Source organism: Streptomyces sp. NPDC054932 (assembly GCF_053610205.1).
In genome coordinates this window covers 17221-36006 of sequence record NZ_JBSGXU010000041.1, presented here as the reverse complement: position 1 = coordinate 36006, position 18786 = coordinate 17221, and the positions used below count along the sequence as shown (strand labels likewise).

The following is an 18786-nucleotide window of genomic DNA, read 5'->3' as shown; positions in this document are numbered from 1 at the left end:
CCCCCTGGACAGGGAGCGGATCATACAGAGACGGACTTCACGAACGCGGCGAACGCCGAAGGGCGAACGGTGAAAACAGGCCCCTCGGGGTTCTTGGAATCCCGGACGGCGACGAGGCAGGGCTGGGCTGCCACTTCGACGCACTGACCGCCGGTGTCACCGCTGTACGAGGCCTTGCGCCAGGCGACGGCACCGAGCGGGGCGCACTCGACGCAGTTGCCGCCGGTGTCGGAGCTGAACGAGGACTTACGCCACCGCACGCCCGTCAGGTTCTGGATGATCTCCATAGCGTTCCTCCATTACGCGGGCGATTCGCGCCGCCGAGTCCTCTACGGAGAGGGCGGCGGCCTGCAAGTGATCGTATCGGAGCGAACCCTCCCTGAAAGCTTGAGGATTGGCCGTCATATAACCCTGAACGAAGTCTTCGGTGTACACGAGGTCCGGGTCGTCGTCGAAGCGCAGGAGATTGAACTCGCCCGGCAGACCAGCATGGGCACCCGCCTCGTAAGGCAGAACCTGCACCTGCACCCACTCCCGCCGCCTCAGCGCAACCAGGTGGGCGAGTTGGTCTCGCATGACCTCACGGCCGCCGATCTCCTGGTGCAGTACGGCCTCGCTCATCACCACCCACATCAGTGGCGGATTCTCGCGGTCCAGGATCCGCTGACGCTCCAACCGGGCTGCCACCTTGGCGTCGAGCCCCTCCTCGGTCCACACGCCCAGCACCGCGCGAGCGTATGCCTCGGTCTGCAACAGACCGTGCACCAACTGCGGCTGGAACGAGGACAGATAAGAGGCCCGCGCCTCCATCTCCGCGTAAGCCTGGAACCACGTCGGCAGCACGCTCCGCAGGACCAGCCCCACCAGCCGCGAGAAGTGCCCGTCCGTGCCGAGCGCCGCGTCCACCCGTTCCGAGAAGTCCCGGGTCGGCACCCTCTTCGTGTTCTCCACCTGGCCGATCAGCGAGCCCGTGCAGTAGATGATGTCGCCCAGCTGCGACTGCTTCAGCCCGGCGCCCTCCCGCAGGCGGCGGAGTTCGTAGCCGTAGTAGTCCAGCGGTGAGGCGCTGGGATCGAGATCGCGCACGCCGACCATGGACGGTCACCCCCAAGCCGTTGTTCGTTCCGTAGCCGAGCGTAACCAGGTCATCACGGTCGGATGGCCTGAATCACACAACTGGTCACCGGTCACCGGCGACGCGGGTGTTCGGCACGCGCGCCCCGGTCACGCCGACCGCCCGCCACCACCTCGCGTCGACCATGCACCGCCCGCCGGCCGGGCGGGCTCACGCACCCCGGCCGTGGCGCCCTACCGGGCGGTAGGGCAGCATGGGCCGCCACACGCCGCTCAGCAGGAGGAACACCATGGCCACGCCCAAGCCGGAGACCCTCGCCGCCTTCGAGGCCGCCAAGGGGTTCATGCCCGTACGGGAGGGCCTCGCCCTGTACGAGGCGGCCGCCGCGGCCGGCGCGCTCGGGCTGCCGCTGCTGGAGGTCGGCACGTACTGCGGGCGCTCCACCATCCTGCTCGCCGACGCCGCCCGCGAGGCGGGCGTGGCCGCGATCACCGTCGACCACCACCGGGGCAGCGAGGAGCAGCAGCCGGGCTGGGAGTACCACGACCCGACGGTCGTGGACCCCGAGGTCGGGCTGATGGACACCCTGCCGACCTTCCGCCGCACCCTGCACCGGGCCGGGCTGGAGGACCACGTGATCGCGATCGTCGGCCGGTCCCCGCAGGTCGCCGCCGCCTGGGGCGGCAGCCTCGGCTTCGTCTTCATCGACGGCGGCCACACCGACGAGCACGCCACCGGCGACTACGAGGGCTGGGCCCCGCACGTGGCGGTGGGCGGCACGCTCGTCATCCACGACGTCTTCCCGGACCCGGCCGACGGCGGCCAGGCCCCGTACCGGATCTACCTGCGCGCGCTCGCCTCCGGCGCCTTCGAGGAGATCTCCGTCACCGACTCGCTGCGCGTGCTGCGGCGTACGGGCGCGGGAATCTAGGCGGATCCTGCGCGCCTGCCGCACACCGGCCGGACATCTGAGCCGATGAACGCCGGGCAGACAATCACACCACGCCCCCGGATGGCCCACGGTCCGGCCGGGCCGCCGCGCGGCGGTCTAGCATCGCGGCGTGCGCAATGACGACAGCCCTCCGCCCCCCGAGTCCGGCTCCTCCGTCAGCCCGGACCAGCCCTGGTTCACCCGACGCTCCACGCTCGTCGTCGGGGTTGCCGCGCTCGCCCCGGCCTGCCTCGCGGGCTGGGTCCTGACCCAGGTGCTGGCCGGGTCCGGGACCGACGGGCAGCCGCGATCGGCTCCGCTGCCCGCCTCGCACTCGGCCCTGTCGCCGGGCCAGCGGGACGCGAAGCCGGGGGCCACCCCGAGCGAGAGCGCGAGTACGAGCCCCAGCGCCAGTACGAGCAGCCCCGCGGCCGCGCCCGCACCCGCGAAGGGCCCGCTCGCCGGCCGGACCGTGGTCGTCGACCCCGGACACAACACCGGCAACTTCAAGCACACCGACGAGATCGACCAGCAGGTCGACATCGGTACGGGCCGCAAGGAGTGCGACACCACCGGCACCACCACCAACTCCGGCTACATGGAGGCGGAGTTCACCCTCGACGTGTCCCGGCGCCTGCGGGCCGCCCTGGAGGCCCAGGGCGCGAAGGTGGTCCTCACCCACCAGGCCGACCGCCCGTGGGGTCCCTGCATCACCGAGCGCGCCCGCATCGGCAACGAGGCGAAGGCGGACGCCGTCGTGTCCGTCCACGCCGACGGGGTCTCGGCGGGCAACCGCGGCTTCCACGTCATCCTCCCGGCCAAGGTCAAGGGCGGCGCCGCCGACACCGCGAAGATCGTCGAGCCGTCCCGGGAACTCGGCGAGCGGATCGCCGGGAACTTCGCCCGCGCCACCGGATCCGCCCCCGCCAACTACCTCGGCAGCGGCACCGGCTTGGTCGTCCGTGACGATCTCGGCGGACTGAACCTCTCAACCCGGCCCAAGGTGTTCATCGAATGCGGCAACATGCGTGACGCCAAGGACGCGGCGCAGCTGACGAGTCCGGAGTGGCGGCAGAAGGCGGCCCAGGGCATCGCGGACGGCATCGTCGGCTTCCTCGGCGGGTAGTCACCCTCGGGAGTCCCGGCGGTACCCCCCGCCGCCCCGATCATCTCGGCCGCCGGAAACCTCCGTACCATGGAGCCGCCCGCCCCGCTGCAGGCACGATCTGCGACCGCGGCACCACGAGACGACCGAGACCGAGAAGGACACCTGAGACGTGAACATCCGCTCCCTCACTCGAGGCGACGGCGTGGTGATCGGAGCAGCGGCGCTGCTGTTCATCGCCTCGCTCCTCGATTTCTACTCAGCCGACGGGGGTGAACTGCCGAACGGATGGAGCACCAAGACCTACCTCCTGGTGCTCCCCAGCATCTTCCTGATCGGCTTCGTCGCCGCCGGCCTGCTCATCGCGAGCCGCTTCCAGCCGGAGAGCCGCAAGGTGCTCGGCCTGCCGCTGGCGGCGTGGGGCACCGTGCTCGCCATCTCGGCCGCCTGGTCGTCGCTGTGGTCGCTGATCACCTGCCCGGACCTGCTCGACCTGGGTGCGGGCTCGATCCTCGCCTTCCTCTCCACGATGGCCCTGGCCGGTGTGGCCGTGGCCGGCGCCAAGATCCCGGCCCTGGCCGGTCAGCTCGTACCGGAACCGCGGCCTGCCGCCGTCCCGCCGTACGGTGGCCAGCCGGGCCAGCCCCAGCCGGGCGCCGGGTACGGCTACCCGGGCGGACAGCAGACGCCCTACGGTTCCACCCCGCAGCCGGTCCCGCCGTACGGCGGCACGCCTAACCCGGGTCCCGGCCCGCAGGACGCGCAGCAGACCCCGGCTCCGGCGCCGTCTCCCGCGCCGGCGGCGGACTTCACCCCGTTCTGGTTCGCGGTGCCGGTGGCCCGCCCGCTCTACGCGGAGGACGGCTCGCCGAGCCCGATCGCCGAACTCGCGCCGGGCACCTGGTACCTGGCCGTCGAGCAGCGCGGCGCGGCCACCCTGATCGCCCAGACCCAGGACGGCCGGCGCGGCGTCCTGAACGACACCTCGGGCATCCAGCGCGGCTGACCGCGCACCCTTCCGGGCAACGGCCCCCCACCCTTCCGGGTGGGGGGCCGTTGCCCTACAGTCACCTGACGCACCGTCAGATACGGCTGTCGGCTTCGCGGAGGGACCGTACATGCGCCTCGGACTCGCACTCGGCTACTGGGGCCGCGGCCCCGGCCCCACCCACCTCGACCTCGCCACCGAGGCCGAGAACCTCGGCTACCACTCGGTGTGGACCGCCGAGGCCTGGGGGTCGGACGCCTTCACCCCGCTGACCTGGATCGCCGCGCACACCTCACGGATCCGCCTCGGCACGGCCATCGCCCAGATGGCCGCCCGCACGCCGACCGCCACCGCCATGCACGCCCTGACCCTGGACCACCTGTCCGGCGGCCGGATGATGCTCGGCCTCGGCCTGTCCGGCCCGCAGGTGGTCGAGGGCTGGTACGGGCGCCCCTTCCCCGCGTCGCCGCTCACCGCCACCCGCGAGTACGTGGACGTCATCCGCCAGGTGCTGCGCCGCGAGGGGCCGGTGGCACTGGACGGCCGCTTCCACAGCCACCCGTACCGCGGCGCGGACGGCACCGGGATCGGCAAACCGCTGAAGCCCATCACCCACCCTCTCCGCGCGGACCTGCCGGTGCTGCTGGGCGCCGAAGGGCCGAAGAACATCGCCCAGACGACCCGGATCGCGGACGGCTGGCTGCCGCTGTACTGGTCGCCGACCCGCACCGACGTGTACCGGGCCTCGCTGGCGGACGTGCCCGAGGGCTTCATGATCGCGCCGATGGCCCGCGCCAGGGTCTGCGACGACGTCGCGGAGGGACTGCTCCCGGTCAAGGCGATGCTCGGCTTCTACATCGGCGGCATGGGCCACGCGGCCCGCAACTTCCACGCCGACCTGATGGCCCGCATGGGCTACGAGGAGGAGGCCCGCCGCATTCAGGAGCTGTTCCTCGCCGGCCGCAAGGAGGAGGCGGTCCTGGCCGTGCCGGACGCGTTCGCGGACGAGATCTCGCTGATCGGCCCCCGGGAGCGGATCGCCGAACGGCTGGAACTCTGGCGCAAGGGCCCGGTGACCGACCTCCTCCTGACGGCCCCGGACCCGCACACCCTGCGCGTCCTGGCGGAGCTCAACAGCTAGCGCGTGTCTCTTCGATGGGTTGGTCAGTTGATCGGATGTGTCCGTCCGATCAGTGATCACTGATGCGATGTGGGACCGGATCGAGCCGCTGATACCGGCCGATCCGGACCGCGACCGAACCTGGCGGCGCCCTGCTCAGGCGAGCTGCACCGGCGCGGTGTTCGGACCTCGGACCGTGCCCGCTTTTCCCTGTACCGCGGCCACGCCGGTCGGCCCGTCGCCCACGGTCACCGTGTCCGTTACGCGGGCCGTCGAGGTGTCGATGACCGACAGCGTGTCCGAGTCGAAGTTGCTGACGTAGACGAGGGAGCCGCCCGGGCCGACAGCGAGGCCGTTGGGGCCGTCTCCCACGGCGACGGTTTCCGTGACGGCACGGCTGCGGGTGCTGATCACGGACACGTTGTCGGACCCGATATTGGCGACGTACACCTGGCGCCCATCCGGTCGCACCCCGATTCCCGCAGGCTGGTCCCCGACCGGGATACGGTCCGATTCCGCGCCGTCGTGAACGTCGACCACCGACACATCGTCCGAGGCCAGGTTGGAGACGTACAGGCGCCGGCCGTCGGGGGCGAGCACCAGAGCGGTCGGCCCGCTCCCGACAGGGATGGTGCCGGTGACCGTTCCGATGGCGGTCCGGACCACTGAGACGGTGCCGGACGCGGCGTTGGCGACGTACAGGGTGCATCCGTCGGGTGCCACCGCCACGCCCAGCGGGGCATCGCCCACCGCGATGGTGTCCGTCACGGCACGGGTGCGGGTGCTGATCACCGACACGTTGTCCGACCCGACGTTGGCGACGTAGACGTTCAGGTTGTCGGGAGAGACTGTCACTCTGCTCGGCTCGTCCCCGACAGCGACGGTGGCGACGACCGTCCTGGTACGGGCGTCGATCACCGATACGGTGTCCGCCGCGGAATTGGTGACATAGACGCGGGAGCCGTCCGGGCTGACGGCCACGCTGTCCGGTCCGTCCCCGACGGGAACGCTGTCCACGACCGTGCCGGTGCCGGTGTCGACGACCGACACCGTGTCGGAGTGGAGGTTGGCGATGTAAACGACAGCATCAGGCCGTGGGGACAGCCCGACTGCCGTCGTCCCGACGGATGCGCCGGCCAGGTGTCCCGGCCCCATCAGCGCCGCCGTCACACAGAGCACCACGGCTGCTCGCTGCGCAAGGTCCTGACTCCTCGTCATGGGGCCACGCTAGGACTCCGGAGCGGAAAGCCGCGTGAGGCTCACGCTCAGGCTGACCGAACGGCGCATCGCGGCCGCTGCCTACGCCGACTCCATCCACACCGGCCGCACCCTGGGCAACCCCACCCAGGGCATGACCTCGGACGCTCCCGAGGCGGGCCACCGCTCCGGCGCCGGGGCATCCGGGCGGTCATTCCGCAGCCGTCCGACCAGATCGCCATCGCCCACCAGGCGCGCACTCCACCTCGCGGGCATCCTCATCCGGACCTGACGCTGGCCAAAGGGACAGAACCCAGGGCCCGTCCTGTCGATCAGGCCGGGCTCGCATCGCTCGGCTCTGAGTACCCTCGGCCCGTGAAAGATCATGAGCAGTATGTGAGATACCGGCAGGACCGGACCGTCCTCGTGGCCATCGGAGCCCATCTCGACCCCCGGGCCGCCCGGATCAGCGTGAGGCTCCCCCGCCCCCTGGCCGAGGCGGCAGTCGCCGCCTGGGACCGAGAAGAGCTGGGCGGGACCGGCGAGGAGAGCCGCGAAGAGTGCGAACTGCGTGCCGACGCCGCCGAGCTGGCCTTCATCGGCCTGGCGATCAGCTCGCGCGGGACATGGGACGGCGATGAGGTCGTCGTGGACCTGGAGGTCGAGCACATCGCGGCGGCACTGCAGGCTCATCTCGCCCCGAAGTGACCGAAATGCCGGGAACGATCAAGGTTCCACCCATTGATCACATCGCCAAAAGATGTCCTCAAGCGGAATTACTAAAATCCCTTTGCAGCGGCGACGACTCATTGCAGACTGTTCCCGATCTTGCCGAGCGAAACCGAAGGGGAATGCAAGAATCGTGAAGCTTTCAAACAAGTCTTTCGCCATTGCCGCCGTTTCCGTTGCAGCTGTCGGAGCTTTCGCCACCGCGACGCCCGCGATTGCCGCGGCTCCGCAGCCGCTCGTCTACACCGCCTCCAGCTCGGCGACCCCGCCGGCTGAGCTCATCGGCCCGAATGGCGAAAAGCCGACGCAGTGGGGCGTCGCCGCGGTTCCCGTCGGCTCCTCCCGTGGCGCGTTCGCGCCCACGGCGAGCAAGAGCGTCGGCGGGGGTACGTGGAACTACGGCACCCGTGCCGCCGCGCTGGGCACCACGTGCTACTCCAACTACATCCACCCGACCAAGAAGCACTCGGCCACCGCCATCAAGGCAGGTCACACCAGCAAGGTGATCCGCGAGGCCGACATCTGGGCCAATGCCTCGATCACGGCCGGCGCCGCCTACACCTGCTACACCTACTGGGGCGTCTACTAAGCCGACCACTGAGGGCGCGCAGTAGGTTCCACCCGAACCCCCTGGCCGGTTTTCCTACCAATGGATTCCGGCCAGGGGGCCGGTGCGTTGAAGCCAACCGCCAGTTCGACCCACTGGCGGTGGTAAAATCTCCGCGCAATTCATATCGGGCCACATATCTTAAGGTTTCGATTTATGCGCTCTTCTTTTGCGGCCGGAATATATTCACTCGCAGCCGGCGCGATTCTCGGGGTTTCCGGTCCCTTGCTCCTCTCCGCCGACAGCGCGGTGGGGCATGCGGCACATCTGGTTCTGAGTGCTGGATGGACGTGGGCCGCCCTGGCCTTTTGCGTGGGCATACTTTTCAGTTCCAAACGGCAATCTGCGGTCATGGGTGCCCTGTCGCTCGTCGTCGCCTCCCTCGCCTACTACCTGGCGAAGGCAGGTCAGGGGGACTTCGTGGCGATGGACCTGACCGACACGACCGCGCAGACGACCCACTTCGACTGGGCCGGGCTCATGACGAAGGTCGTCGTGTGGTGGTTCTTCGCCTGTCTCCTGGGACCGCTCATGGGCGTGGCGGGCAACCTGGCGCGCAGCGGGCCCTACCGGCTGCCCGCCCGACTGGTCATCCCGTTCGTGGCCGCCGTCGAGACGACCATGCGGATCAAGAACGAAGCCCCCATGCAGGACGCCTTCGTCGGGACGACCTGGAGCGCCACCCGCATCGTGGCGGTGGTCGCCGCCCTCGGCCTCGTGTGCCTCACCGTGGCCGAACGGCAGCGCCGGAGAACCGCTCGGTCCTAGCGGGTGTCCCAGTGGGTGTCCCAGTGGGTCACGCCGGCGGTTCGGCCTGCGGTACGGCCTCCAGCAGCTCCCGCACATCCAACGGCATCACAGCGATCTCAAGGCTCCCACCACCCTCGTGGACGCAGGTGACGATCCGCGATCCGGGGTTGATGGAGATCCCCTCCTTCACGGAGGGGACCCGGATCCCGGTGGCGCGGGCACCCGGCAATTCCACGGGCTCCCCCCGCTGCGGGACCCAGCGGGCCGCGCCCCCGTCGGCGTACACCCGGCCCGCCCGCCAGCGGCCTTCACCGGCGGGAATCCGGACCATGCAGGGGATGCCGGGCACGGGGGCCGTCGCCGTCCGCGCGAGGTGCTTGCGTCGCAGGAGCCCTCCGGCTCCAGCGACCGCGCCGGCGAGGACCACGTACTCGATCATCCGCCCATTCAACCAGCCCCGAACCGGCCGCTCCGGACCGGCGGGCCCAGGGGGCCTGCCTGGCTAGCCGCCCAGCTGGGAAGCGCTCGGCACCTGGTCGGTCACCACCGCGCCCGCGCTCTTGCCCGCGTCCTTCACGCTGTTGATGACGCTGTCGAAGGCATCGATGTCGCTGTCGCCCGCCTGGCCCTTGCGCAGCTTGCTGCCCAGGCCCTTGAGGGACTCGATGCCCGCCGTGAGCGGGGCCACGGCCTTCGACAGCAGCGGGTCGCCCTTGGCGTTCTCCGCCGCCGCCTTGAGGCGGTTGTACGCGAACGCGCCCGCGAGGCCCGCCTTGATGAGCGCGAAGGTGCGGCCCTTCGCACCCTTCTTGAACTTGCCCTCGCGGTACGGCTTGATGATCCACTGGTACGTCGCGCCCGCCGCGAGACCGGCGTTGGCGACGAAGCGCGTCTTGGCGAACTTCTGCTTCTCGGCGGACGTGCTCGGCGAAGGCGTCACGGCGGCCAGTTCGTCGGCCTCGGCGGCCACGGGCTCCGCCGCCGCGAGGGCGGCCAGCTCCCCCATCGACGCGGCGGAGAGTTCCTCGCGCGGGCCGCTGCCGCCGCTGCCGCATGCGGTGGCGCCGACCAGCAGCGCGGTGGACAGGACCACCGCAGTGACGGCGCGGCGGAATCGGACGGTCGTGGGTACGGACACGGTTTCCTCCGGGGACTGAGGCGTCTTCCGCAGCCTCACCCCGGTCCCCCGGCCCCGCCACCCCGGGGGACCCGTTCGGGTTTACGACACGTCAGGGCGGCAACACGAGCCGCATGAGCACTCACACTCGAGCACGCACCCGAGGAAGCAGTCAGGCAGGCCGTGCCGTCGCACTGGTGGCGGACGTGCTCGCCTTCGTGATCGGACTCTGGATCCTGCTCCACCTGCTGGAGGCCAACCAGGGCAACGCCCTGGTCGACCTCGTCCACGACGTCGCCTCCTGGCTCGCCGCCTGGTCCTACGACCTGTTCACCTTCGGCCGCGAATGGGTCCAGGTGGTCATCGGTTACGGCATCGCCGCCGTGGCCTACCTGCTCATCGGCCACGCCGTCGCCGGCTGGCTCTACCGCCGCTGAGCCGACCGCCCGTGGGCCGGCCACCGCCGGCCCGGGCGCCCGCTCACCCGCAGCAGTCGGGCTCCAGCCCGGCCGGGAGCGAGGTCCCGCCGAACACCTCGGTGGTGGCCTCGTCCCCGCCGAGCGCCGCGACGGCCAGGAGCAGGGACCCGGCGGTCCAGGTGGTCTGCTCCACCGGCCAGACGGCCTCGTCCTGGAAGACGTAGCCCGTCCAGTACATGCCGTTGTCCGCACGCAGGTGGGTGATCGACCGCAGGATCTCCAGCGCCCGGTCCGACTCCCCCGTCGCCCACAGCGCGAGCGCCAGCTCGCAGGACTCCCCGCCCGTCACCCAGGGATTGGGCAGGACACAGCGCACGCCCAGGTCCGGGACCACGAACTCGTCCCAGCGCGCCTCCAGGCGCGCCACGGCCTCGGCGCCGGTCAGGGCCCCGCCGAGGACCGGGTAGTACCAGTCCATCGAGTAGTGGTTCTTGTCGAGGAAGCGCTCCGGGTGGCGCCGGATGGCGTGCCGCAGCGCGCCCGCCGCGAGCTCCCAGTCGGGCTGCGGCTCCTCGCGGTGCTCGGCGATGGCCAGCGCGCAGCGCAGCGCCTGGTGGATGGAGGAGGAACCGGTGAGCAGGGCGTCGGTGACGGCCGTGCCGTCCGCCTCCCTCTTCCAGCCGATCTCGCCGCCCGGCTGCTGGAGCGTCAGGACGCACTCCACGGCCGCGTAGACGGCCGGCCACATCCGGTCGAGGAAGGTGTCGTCGCCGGTGGACAGGTAGTGGTGCCACACGCCGACGGCTATGTAGGCGGTGAAGTTGCTCTCGCGGCTCGCGTCCTGCGGCTCCGCGGTGTCCACCCCGTCCGGCCGGTCGGCGTAGGCCGCGTACCAGGAACCGTCCTGGTTCTGGTGCCGGGCCAGCCACGCGTACGCCCGCTCGGCCGCCTCGTGCTCCCCGGCCGCGTCCAGCGCCATCGCTGCCTCGGTGTGGTCCCACGGGTCCAGGTGGTGCCCGCGGAACCACGGTATGGCGCCGTCGGCGCGCTGCGCGGCGAGGATGCCCTCCACCGTCCGGGCAGCCTGCTCGGCCGTCAGTACGCCGTCCAGGACCAGGTGTTCGGTGCGCCCGGGCGAGCTCACTGGGTCGCGCCGACGGGGAGGTGGGGCTTGGTGGCGTAGGCCACGAAGCTCTTGCCGATGAGCGGGTTCAGGGCCTGCTCCGCGAGCCGCGTGGCCATCGGCTTCTTCATGATGTCCCAGACCAGGAGCTTGTGGTACGCCTTGACGGGCAGCGCCTTGTCGTTGTCGACGCCGAAGGCGCACTTGAGCCACCAGTACGGGGAGTGCAGCCCGTGCGCGTGGTGCGTGCCGTACGGCTTGAGGCCCGCGGCCCTCATCTTGCCGAGCAGCTCGTCCGCCTTGTAGATGCGGATGTGGCCGCCCTCGACCTCGTGGTAGGCGTCGGAGAGCGCCCAGCAGATCTTCTCGGGGCCGTAGCGCGGCACGGTGATGGCGATGCGCCCGCCGGGCTTGAGCACGCGGACCATCTCGGCGAGCACGCCCTTGTCGTCGGGGATGTGCTCCATCACCTCGGAGATGATGACGACGTCGAAGGAGTCGTCGGGGAAGGGCAGGGCGAGCGCGTCGCCCTCCATGGCGGTGGCGGTGGCCCCGACCGGGGCCTCACCGGCCTCCTTCATGGCGGCGAACCACTTGGCGACCTCGCGGATCTCCTCGCCGTTGCGGTCGACGGCGACCACCTGGGCGCCTCTCCGGTAGCACTCGAAGGCGTGCCGGCCTGCGCCGCAGCCCAGGTCGAGTACACGGTCGCCTGCGGCGAGCGGGAACCGGGAGAAATCGACGGTCAGCACGGGGTCCTGCCTTCGCGGTCGCGGGGGTGTTCGGGGGTGGTGGGAAGAACGGCGGTGTGGACGGGACGGCAGGTCACCGCGCGCGGCGGGTGCGGGCGGCCTGCTCGATGGCGGCGCGGTAGTGCGCGGCGGTGCCCTCGGCCGCTCTGGCCCAGGTGAAGCGGGTCAGGACCCGCTCGCGCCCGGCCGCGCCGAGGCGGTCCCGCAGCTCCGGATCGCCCAGCATCCGGCCCAGGGCCGCGGCCAGCGCGCCCGCGTCGCCCGGGGGCACCGCGAGGCAGCTCTCGCCGTCGGGGCCGGACACCTCGGGGATGGCGCCGCCGGTGGTGGCGACGAGCGGGGTGCCGGTGGCCATGGCCTCGGCCGCCGGGAGCGAGAAGCCCTCGTAGAGCGACGGCACGCACGCCACCTGGGCGCTGCGCACCAGGTCGACGAGCTCGGCGTCGGTGATGCCCTTGACGAAGCGGACCGCGTCCTGGAGGCCGTACGTCGCGATGGCGCGGGCGACCGGCCCCTCCTCGGCGCGCTTGCCGACCACGACGAGGTGGGCGTCGGGCTGCTCGGTACGCAGCTTCGCGAGCGCCTCGACGAGGTAGACGAGGCCCTTCAGCGGCACGTCGGCGCTGGAGGTGGTGACGATGCGGCCCGGCACCTCGGCCACGGACGGGTCCGGCGACCACAGGTCGGTGTCGGCGCCGATGTGCACGACGTGGATGCGCTCGTCCCGCACGCCCAGGTGCTGGGCGATCTCCTGCTTGGAGGATCCGGAGACGGTGAGCACGGACGGCAGCCGGCGCGCCACGCGGCCCTGCATGCGGGTGAAGGCGTACCAACGGCGCACGGAGGCGCGCTTCATGCGGCCCTGCGCGGCGTCCAGGTCGAGCTTGCGGTCGACGGTGATCGGGTGGTGGATCGTCGTGACCAGCGGGGCGCCGAGGTCGGCGAGCAGGCCGTACCCGAGCGTCTGATTGTCGTGGATGACGTCGAAGTCACCGGCGCGCGCGGCCAGATGGCGGCGGGCGCGCAGCGAGAACGTCAACGGCTCGGGGAAGCCGCCGGTCCACATGGTGGCCACCTCGACGGCGTCGATCCAGTCCCGGTACTCGTCGCGCTTCGGCGTGCGGAAGGGGTCCGGGCTGCGGTACAGGTCCAGGCTCGGGAGCTCGGTGAGCGAGGCGCCCGTGTCGAGCACCGGGTACGGCTGCGCGCCGATGACCTCGACGGAGTGCCCCAGCTGGACGAGCTCCCGCGCGAGGTGGCGGACGTAGACGCCCTGGCCCCCGCAGAACGGGTTCCCCTTATAGGTGAGGAGTGCGATGCGCAGCGGGCGGTCGCCGTCGGCGGCGGAACCCGCGAAAGGGCTCGTCACCATGGCCTCAGCGGTCACTCTCGGCCCCCTTCTTGCTGCAACTTTCGCCGGAGCGTAACCGCTCGGATAATGTAGAACAAGTTTCAGACTTGATCCGTTGAAGACCATTGAATCTACCGGCCGGAAACCACACCGTAAGAGGCGGAGCAGGTGATTCGCGCCACGGCTCCGGCGCCTACGATGCTGGCTGCCGACCAGCCCGGATTCAGCCCGCGCAACGACACGGAACGGGACACATGACAGCGGAAGTGAAGGCCGTCACCACACCGGCGTCGCCTCCCCTGACGGAGCGCCAGGAGGCACGCCGCCGGCGGATCCTGCACGCCAGCGCCCAGTTGGCCAGCCGGGGCGGATTCGACGCCGTCCAGATGCGCGAGGTCGCGGAGGCGGCGGGCGTGGCGCTGGGCACGCTCTACCGCTACTTCCCGTCCAAGGTGCACCTGCTGGTCGCCACCATGCAGGACCAGCTCCAGCACATGCACACCACGCTGCGCAAACGGCCGCCGGCCGGGGACGATCCGGCGGCCCGGGTCGCGGAGACCCTGATGCGGGCCTTCCGCGCCCTTCAGCGGGAGCCGCAGCTGGCCGACGCGATGGTGCGGGCACTGACGTTCGCGGACCGGAGCGTGAGCCCCGAGGTGGACACGGTGTCCCGCCTGACCACGGCGATCATCCTGGACGCGATGGGCCTGGAGCAGCCGCCGACGGCGGAGCAGCTCTCGGCCGTCCGGGTCATCGAGCACACCTGGCACTCGGCGCTGATCACGTGGCTCTCCGGCCGCGCCTCGATCGCCCAGGTCAAGATCGACATCGAAACGGTCTGCCGCCTGATCGACCTGACGTCCCCGGAAAAGGCCTGAAGCAGCCGCTCCGCGGGCGCGTCGGGCTGGTCTCGGGGGGGCGGGCCTGGCGGGTCTGGCGGGCCGGGCGTCAGACCATGATGGTGGTCGACCAGGGCACCGCGGCGTTCCATCCGGGCCACAGGCTCTCGGGCTCGGCCCGGGCCGTGAGCACCACGAGGAGCGGGGTGCGGCCGGCCGTGCGGATCACCTCGCCGACGCACTCCGGTACCCCGCCGCCCACGTCGTGCAGGTTCTCCGCGACCACCACCAGCGGGCGGTACGGGGTGGCTCGGCGCAGGGCGGCGCGCAGGTCGTCGCCGAGCGCGGCGCCGTCCGGTCCGGTGCGGACGTGCCAGACGGTGACCTGACCGTCCTGGCGGAGCGTGCCGGCCAGTTCGGACAGGAGCCAGCCCTGGCCTCCGCCCGGACCGCCGGCGAGCGTCACGACGTGCGGGCGCCGCTGGCGCTGCACGAGGGCCAGCAGGGCGAACAGCAGGTCCAGTTCGGGGTCGGACTGGGAGCTGAAGTCGATGTCGGGACCCTCGGACGGGAGCAGGGCGGGGTCCTGGTTGATGATCGCCTGGTGCAGGTCCCGCACCTCGCGGCCGGGCTGGACGCCGAAGTCCCTGCTGAGCTGCTGGTGGAGCCGCTCGTACGCCCGCAGGGCCTCGGCCTGGTGGCCGGCCCGGTAGAGGGCGAGCATGAGGAGGTGGCAGGAGCGTTCCCGGGAGGGTTCGGCAGCCGCCCCCGCCTCCAGGCCGCCGATCACCTCGTGGTGGCGTCCGTTGCGGAGTTCGGCGTCGCAGTAGTCCTCGAGGGCCGCGGTGCGGGCGCTGTCCACCATGGCCAACTGGGGCCATTCGACGCCGGATTCGACGAGTTCCTGGGCGGCGCGGCCCCGCCACAGCCCCAGCGCGGCGCGCAGGAGGCGGGCGGCGCTCTCGGGCTGTCCGGCGGCCAGCGCGTCACGGCCCTGGTCGGCGAGGACCCGGAACCGGTCCAGATCGAGGATGCCCGGGGCCATCCGCAGCATGTAGCCGGGAGCCTGGCTGACCAGGGAGGCGACATGGGCGGGTACGGCTCCGCGGGCGAGGACGCCGCGCAGCGCAGAGATGGTGTTCTGGAGCACCTTGCGGGCCGTCGCCGGAGCGTCCCCGTTCGGCCAGAGGACCTGCATGAGGTCGCCGGTGGCGACCACCTGGTTGGCGTGGAGCAGGAGGAACGCGAGAATCGCGCGCTGGTTCATCCCCCGCAGCGGGAGCGGACCGGTGGCGGTGGCGATCTCCAGTGGGCCGAGGAGCCGGAAGGACACTCCGCAGTGCACGGCAGCCGCGGGCCGGGCCTCATTGAGCGGTTTCGCTGTGACACGTGTCACCTCTACGCCCCGCGAGCCGGTCTGCGGCGCCACCGGTCGACGGGCCGCCGGGACCCGGCCGATTGTTCGCGACATCGTCTGGTTGAGCATGTCTCCCCCGAATTCAACTGCCGTCAACGCAGGCACCGTCGGCCATGTGCGGCCGATTGCCTCCGCTTCCTGAGGGGGGCGTCCGGAACGGGCCCGGCATAACAAGTACGCAGGGCCCGTCCGTCTGTCGCGATCGCGCGGCTTCCCCCCGGTAAGCCATCTTTGCCACCCGTAAACCAATGTGAAGGGCGACTCAAGAACTGCGATTGACCTGGGACGCTAGCAGACAGGCCAATGGGCGACAGCAAATAACCTACTCACCAGTAGCGGTTAGCCCCATAACGTCCCTCACCTCTGCGCTGTTTTCGGCCACTTCCCGCAACACCGTCTCCATGGTGACGACGGACTGGGAGAAGAGCTCCTCACCGGACGGCGTGAGCCGGACGTCGAAGCCCCTCCGATCACTGGAACACGGCTTTCGCTCGGCATAACCCGCGCCGACCATCTGGGCCACCAGACGCGAGACCTGCGGCTGGCTGCGGGACGCACGGGAGCTGAGCTCCCCCGCCCGGATCCAGCCATCCGCGCGCGCCATCACGTCCATGATCTCGAAGGCGCTGGCACACAGGCCGTGGCGCTCGGCCAGCACACGCTCGGCGGCCTGGTTGATCTGCGCGCAGGCGCGGGTCACGGCCACCCAGCGATCGGTGAGAGCTGTTTCTGTCACGTTCCTCATCGTAGGTTCACTGCCTCCTCTTGTCGATGCATACGCATGCATGTACTGTGCGGCATCAATCGATGCATTCGCATAAATCGTTAGCACAGACGAAGGAGACGTGGTGACCGAGCAGACGCTGGCACCCCCGACAGCCGAGCAGGACGCGGCAGGAACGCCCGCAGAGGCCCCCGGCAAGGCCCCCTGGACCACCCTGGTGGTGGTCGGCGTCGCCCAGCTGATGGTCATGCTGGACTCGACGGTCGTGAACGTGGCCCTTCCCTCGATCGGGGCCCAGCTGCCCGCGGATCAGACGGCCCTGCAGTGGACCATCAGCGGTTACGTGCTGATGCTCGGCAGCCTGCTGCTCTTCGGCGGCCGCGTCTCCGACGTCTTCGGCCGCCGCCGCACCTTCCTCGCCGGCCTCACCGTCTTCGCCGTCGCCTCCGTGCTCTGCGGCATCGCCGGCAACCAGGAACTGCTCGTCGCGGGCCGCGCGATCCAGGGCGCAGGAGCCGCACTGCTCTCCGCCGCGGCCCTGTCCATCATCCTGGCCGTCTACCAGGACGAGGAGCAGCGCAAGATCGCCCTGACCGCGTGGAGCGGCCTCGGCGTGATCGGCGCGACCATCGGCGTCGTGCTCGGCGGTCTGATCGTCACCGCGATCAGCTGGCGCTGGGCCTTCCTGATCAACATCCCGGTCAGCATCGCCGCCTTCTTCGGCGCCGTGCGCAGCATGCCCGCCCTCAACACGAGCAGCGGCCGCAAGCTGCGGCTGCCGTCGGCGATCGTGTCCACCGCCGGACTCGCCGCCCTGTCCTTCGGCCTCATCCGGCTGCACGAGGGATTCGGCGACCGGAACGCGTGGATCAGCATCGGCGCCGCCGTGGTCCTGCTCACCACGGTCACCTTCATGGAGATCGGCCAGGCCGACCCGCTGCTGCCGCTGCACCTGCTGCGCAAGCCCACCTACTGGCTGTCCAGCGTCGGCCTGCTCCTGGTGGCCAGCGTGATGATCAGCAGCTCCTTCCTGGCCAGCATGTACTTCCAGCGGGTCCACGAGATGAGCGCCTTCATCACCGGACTCTCCCTCCTCCCCATGGGCCTGGCCGCCCTCGTCGTCGCGCTGGTCGCGCCGTCCCTGGCCAATGCCCTGGGCCTCGGCGGCATGTACGCGGCCGGAGCCGCACTGCAGCTGGTCGGTACGGGCATCCTGGCGACCGGTACCGACAGCGTTGCGCTGACCATCGTCGCGCTGGCCGTCATCGGCGCGGGGCTGCCCGCCTGCTTCGTCCCGCTGTTCGGCATCGGCACCTCGCACGTCAAGCTGGAGGAGTCCGGCGTCGGCTCGGGTCTGCTGAACACCTTCAACGAGACCGGCGCCGCCCTCGGCATCGCCGTCATCGGCACCATCCTCGCGACCTCGGTCGACACCCGTATCGACGAGGGCGGTTCGATCGCGGACGCGACCACCGCAGGCGTCGGCAACGGCTTCCTGGCGCTGTCCGTGTGCTCCGCCGTCGCCATCGTGATCGCTCTCGTACTGCGGTCGCTGACCCGCGCTCCCGAGGGCGCCGACGCCTGACGAAGCCGCGGAACCGGGCGTGCCCGGTTCCGCGGCCACCGGCGGGTGAGCACGTCGCGGCGCCGGAGCCCCGGGCTCCGGCCCCGGACCGTGCCCCTGCCGGCCGGCCGAGGGCCAGGACGTGCGCGCCGCATCCACTGCGGCCGCACGCCGCGCCTTCCGCCCCGCGAAACCGCACATCTCCACCCTGAACGTGGGCTTGCAGACCCCCCCGACTGCAAGCCCACTTCGCGTTTTCCGGCGCCGGGCGCACATCGCCCGGCGCCCTGCGCACATCGCCCCGCGACGCGCCCGGCCCGCCCCGTCCCACCCCGTCCCACCGGCGGTTTCCGCCCCCCGATGGACGGTCGATTACCACCCGCTGGATGACTCGTTCCATTCGCGTGGAGGGGCAATTGAATTCTTGGACAGGGCCTCCGGAATATCTGTAGCTTGATGATCACCGCTCGGCCGGTGCCGCGAGTGAAGAAGCCCGGGGTGAATTCGTCCGGCCCCTCTCCGGGTCGGCCCGCATTCCGCATGGACCATGTTTCCTGCGGTAACGCGATGGGCCCGCAGTGCATTTCCTCGCCGGCACGGCAGCCGGTACTCATCCGTGATTCCCACCTCGAACGCGAAGGAATTTCGCATGGCCATCTCGCCCGAGCAAATCCCGAACGCACTGTCCGCGGCCGCGCAGGCCGCCCCGGCCTGGCAGGCCGCAGGCGCCACCGTCCGCTTCGTGATCTCCGAGCCCCGGGTCGAGCTCACGCTGGACCCCCAGGGCGCCCTGACCGACGCCGAGCCCACCCACGTGCTCCGCATCAGCCACGCGGACCTCGACGACCTCACCTCGGGCCGCCGCACCTTCCTGCGGACCGTCACCAGCCGCCGCGTCTCCTCCCACGGCCCGGTCATGCAGACGTTCGCCATCGGGCAGGCCCTGACCACCTTCGCCCTCCAGCGCTGACCGCACCA

General features: G+C 70.9%; 22 protein-coding genes. 12 read left to right on the top strand and 10 right to left on the bottom strand.

Features of this window, described 5'->3' with window-relative positions; all coding sequences use genetic code 11:
* Window positions 1-20: 20 nt before the first annotated feature.
* Both ACWGE1_RS14460 and ACWGE1_RS14455 read right to left on the bottom strand, forming a co-directional pair.
* A complete protein-coding gene (locus ACWGE1_RS14460; RefSeq protein ID WP_453420822.1) occupies window positions 21-287 on the bottom strand; it encodes a DUF397 domain-containing protein in 267 nt (88 codons plus the stop codon).
* On the bottom strand, window positions 247-1095 hold the full coding sequence (locus ACWGE1_RS14455) for a helix-turn-helix domain-containing protein (protein ID WP_453420821.1): 849 nt from the start codon (window positions 1093-1095) through the stop codon (window positions 247-249). The genes ACWGE1_RS14460 and ACWGE1_RS14455 overlap by 41 nt, the downstream gene beginning before the upstream one ends.
* A 269-nt stretch (window positions 1096-1364) precedes the next feature.
* On the opposite strand from ACWGE1_RS14455, the gene ACWGE1_RS14450 reads away from it, so the two are divergent.
* The 4 genes from ACWGE1_RS14450 to ACWGE1_RS14435 all read left to right on the top strand — a co-directional run bounded on the left by ACWGE1_RS14450 (window position 1365) and on the right by ACWGE1_RS14435 (window position 5240).
* Complete coding sequence (locus tag ACWGE1_RS14450; protein ID WP_453420820.1) at window positions 1365-2006, top strand: class I SAM-dependent methyltransferase; 642 nt, start codon at window positions 1365-1367, stop codon at window positions 2004-2006.
* A gap of 130 nt (window positions 2007-2136) precedes the next feature.
* Window positions 2137-3132: an N-acetylmuramoyl-L-alanine amidase gene (locus ACWGE1_RS14445; protein ID WP_453420819.1), complete on the top strand. Its 996-nt coding sequence runs from the start codon at window positions 2137-2139 to the stop codon at window positions 3130-3132.
* 151 nt (window positions 3133-3283) lie between these two features.
* On the top strand, window positions 3284-4117 hold the full coding sequence (locus ACWGE1_RS14440) for a hypothetical protein (RefSeq protein ID WP_453420818.1): 834 nt from the start codon (window positions 3284-3286) through the stop codon (window positions 4115-4117).
* A 112-nt stretch (window positions 4118-4229) separates the two neighbouring features.
* Window positions 4230-5240: an LLM class F420-dependent oxidoreductase gene (locus ACWGE1_RS14435; RefSeq protein ID WP_453420817.1), complete on the top strand. Its 1011-nt coding sequence runs from the start codon at window positions 4230-4232 to the stop codon at window positions 5238-5240.
* A gap of 135 nt (window positions 5241-5375) precedes the next feature.
* Here ACWGE1_RS14435 and ACWGE1_RS14430 read toward each other — a convergent pair whose 3' ends face one another.
* Window positions 5376-6437 (bottom strand): YVTN family beta-propeller repeat protein, encoded by a 1062-nt coding sequence (locus ACWGE1_RS14430; RefSeq protein WP_453420816.1) that lies wholly within the window; start codon window positions 6435-6437, stop codon window positions 5376-5378.
* A gap of 34 nt (window positions 6438-6471) precedes the next feature.
* On the opposite strand from ACWGE1_RS14430, the gene ACWGE1_RS14425 reads away from it, so the two are divergent.
* The 4 genes from ACWGE1_RS14425 (at window position 6472) to ACWGE1_RS14410 (ending at window position 8520) form a co-directional block, all read left to right on the top strand.
* A complete protein-coding gene (locus ACWGE1_RS14425; RefSeq protein ID WP_453420815.1) occupies window positions 6472-6708 on the top strand; it encodes a hypothetical protein in 237 nt (78 codons plus the stop codon).
* Between the two features lie 83 nt (window positions 6709-6791).
* On the top strand, window positions 6792-7124 hold the full coding sequence (locus ACWGE1_RS14420; protein WP_453420814.1) for a hypothetical protein: 333 nt from the start codon (window positions 6792-6794) through the stop codon (window positions 7122-7124).
* 154 nt (window positions 7125-7278) lie between these two features.
* Window positions 7279-7734 (top strand): lactococcin 972 family bacteriocin, encoded by a 456-nt coding sequence (locus ACWGE1_RS14415; RefSeq protein WP_453420813.1) that lies wholly within the window; start codon window positions 7279-7281, stop codon window positions 7732-7734.
* A gap of 369 nt (window positions 7735-8103) precedes the next feature.
* Complete coding sequence (locus ACWGE1_RS14410) at window positions 8104-8520, top strand: hypothetical protein (protein ID WP_453420812.1); 417 nt, start codon at window positions 8104-8106, stop codon at window positions 8518-8520.
* Between the two features lie 28 nt (window positions 8521-8548).
* On the opposite strand, the gene ACWGE1_RS14405 is transcribed toward ACWGE1_RS14410, so the two are convergent.
* Both ACWGE1_RS14405 and ACWGE1_RS14400 read right to left on the bottom strand, forming a co-directional pair.
* The gene (locus tag ACWGE1_RS14405; protein ID WP_453420811.1) at window positions 8549-8941 is read right to left on the bottom strand and encodes a hypothetical protein; all 393 of its coding nucleotides are present in this window, start codon (window positions 8939-8941) and stop codon (window positions 8549-8551) included.
* Window positions 8942-9004: 63 nt separating this feature from the next.
* On the bottom strand, window positions 9005-9640 hold the full coding sequence (locus ACWGE1_RS14400; protein ID WP_453420810.1) for a hypothetical protein: 636 nt from the start codon (window positions 9638-9640) through the stop codon (window positions 9005-9007).
* A gap of 113 nt (window positions 9641-9753) precedes the next feature.
* On the opposite strand from ACWGE1_RS14400, the gene ACWGE1_RS14395 reads away from it, so the two are divergent.
* The gene (locus ACWGE1_RS14395) at window positions 9754-10056 is read left to right on the top strand and encodes a hypothetical protein (RefSeq protein WP_453420809.1); all 303 of its coding nucleotides are present in this window, start codon (window positions 9754-9756) and stop codon (window positions 10054-10056) included.
* Window positions 10057-10099: 43 nt separating this feature from the next.
* Here the strand turns inward: ACWGE1_RS14395 and ACWGE1_RS14390 are convergent, their stop codons facing one another.
* From ACWGE1_RS14390 to ACWGE1_RS14380, 3 genes are all read right to left on the bottom strand, one after another.
* Window positions 10100-11182, bottom strand: coding sequence for a prenyltransferase (locus tag ACWGE1_RS14390; RefSeq protein WP_453420808.1), 1083 nt, complete (start codon window positions 11180-11182; stop codon window positions 10100-10102).
* Window positions 11179-11913, bottom strand: a complete 735-nt coding sequence (locus ACWGE1_RS14385; protein WP_030390849.1) for a class I SAM-dependent methyltransferase — start codon at window positions 11911-11913, stop codon at window positions 11179-11181. Before ACWGE1_RS14385 ends, ACWGE1_RS14390 begins: the two co-directional genes overlap by 4 nt.
* Before the next feature lie 73 nt (window positions 11914-11986).
* Entirely contained in the window at window positions 11987-13300 is a 1314-nt protein-coding gene (locus ACWGE1_RS14380; protein ID WP_453420807.1) for a glycosyltransferase family 4 protein, read from the bottom strand.
* Window positions 13301-13518: 218 nt separating this feature from the next.
* Here ACWGE1_RS14380 and ACWGE1_RS14375 point away from each other — a divergent pair, with 218 nt between their 5' ends.
* The gene (locus ACWGE1_RS14375) at window positions 13519-14142 is read left to right on the top strand and encodes a TetR family transcriptional regulator (RefSeq protein WP_301371478.1); all 624 of its coding nucleotides are present in this window, start codon (window positions 13519-13521) and stop codon (window positions 14140-14142) included.
* Between the two features lie 70 nt (window positions 14143-14212).
* Here ACWGE1_RS14375 and ACWGE1_RS14370 read toward each other — a convergent pair whose 3' ends face one another.
* Together ACWGE1_RS14370 and ACWGE1_RS14365 are read right to left on the bottom strand one after the other, a co-directional pair.
* Window positions 14213-15499, bottom strand: coding sequence for an AfsR/SARP family transcriptional regulator (locus ACWGE1_RS14370; RefSeq protein WP_453420806.1), 1287 nt, complete (start codon window positions 15497-15499; stop codon window positions 14213-14215).
* A gap of 343 nt (window positions 15500-15842) precedes the next feature.
* Window positions 15843-16256 carry a MarR family winged helix-turn-helix transcriptional regulator gene (locus ACWGE1_RS14365; RefSeq protein ID WP_453420805.1) on the bottom strand — a complete coding sequence of 138 codons (414 nt, stop codon included), beginning with the start codon at window positions 16254-16256 and terminating at the stop codon, window positions 15843-15845.
* A 112-nt stretch (window positions 16257-16368) separates the two neighbouring features.
* On the opposite strand from ACWGE1_RS14365, the gene ACWGE1_RS14360 reads away from it, so the two are divergent.
* Entirely contained in the window at window positions 16369-17829 is a 1461-nt protein-coding gene (locus ACWGE1_RS14360; protein ID WP_453420804.1) for an MFS transporter, read from the top strand.
* 628 nt (window positions 17830-18457) lie between these two features.
* Window positions 18458-18778: a hypothetical protein gene (locus tag ACWGE1_RS14355; protein ID WP_453420803.1), complete on the top strand. Its 321-nt coding sequence runs from the start codon at window positions 18458-18460 to the stop codon at window positions 18776-18778.
* The last annotated feature ends 8 nt before the right edge of the window (window positions 18779-18786 follow it).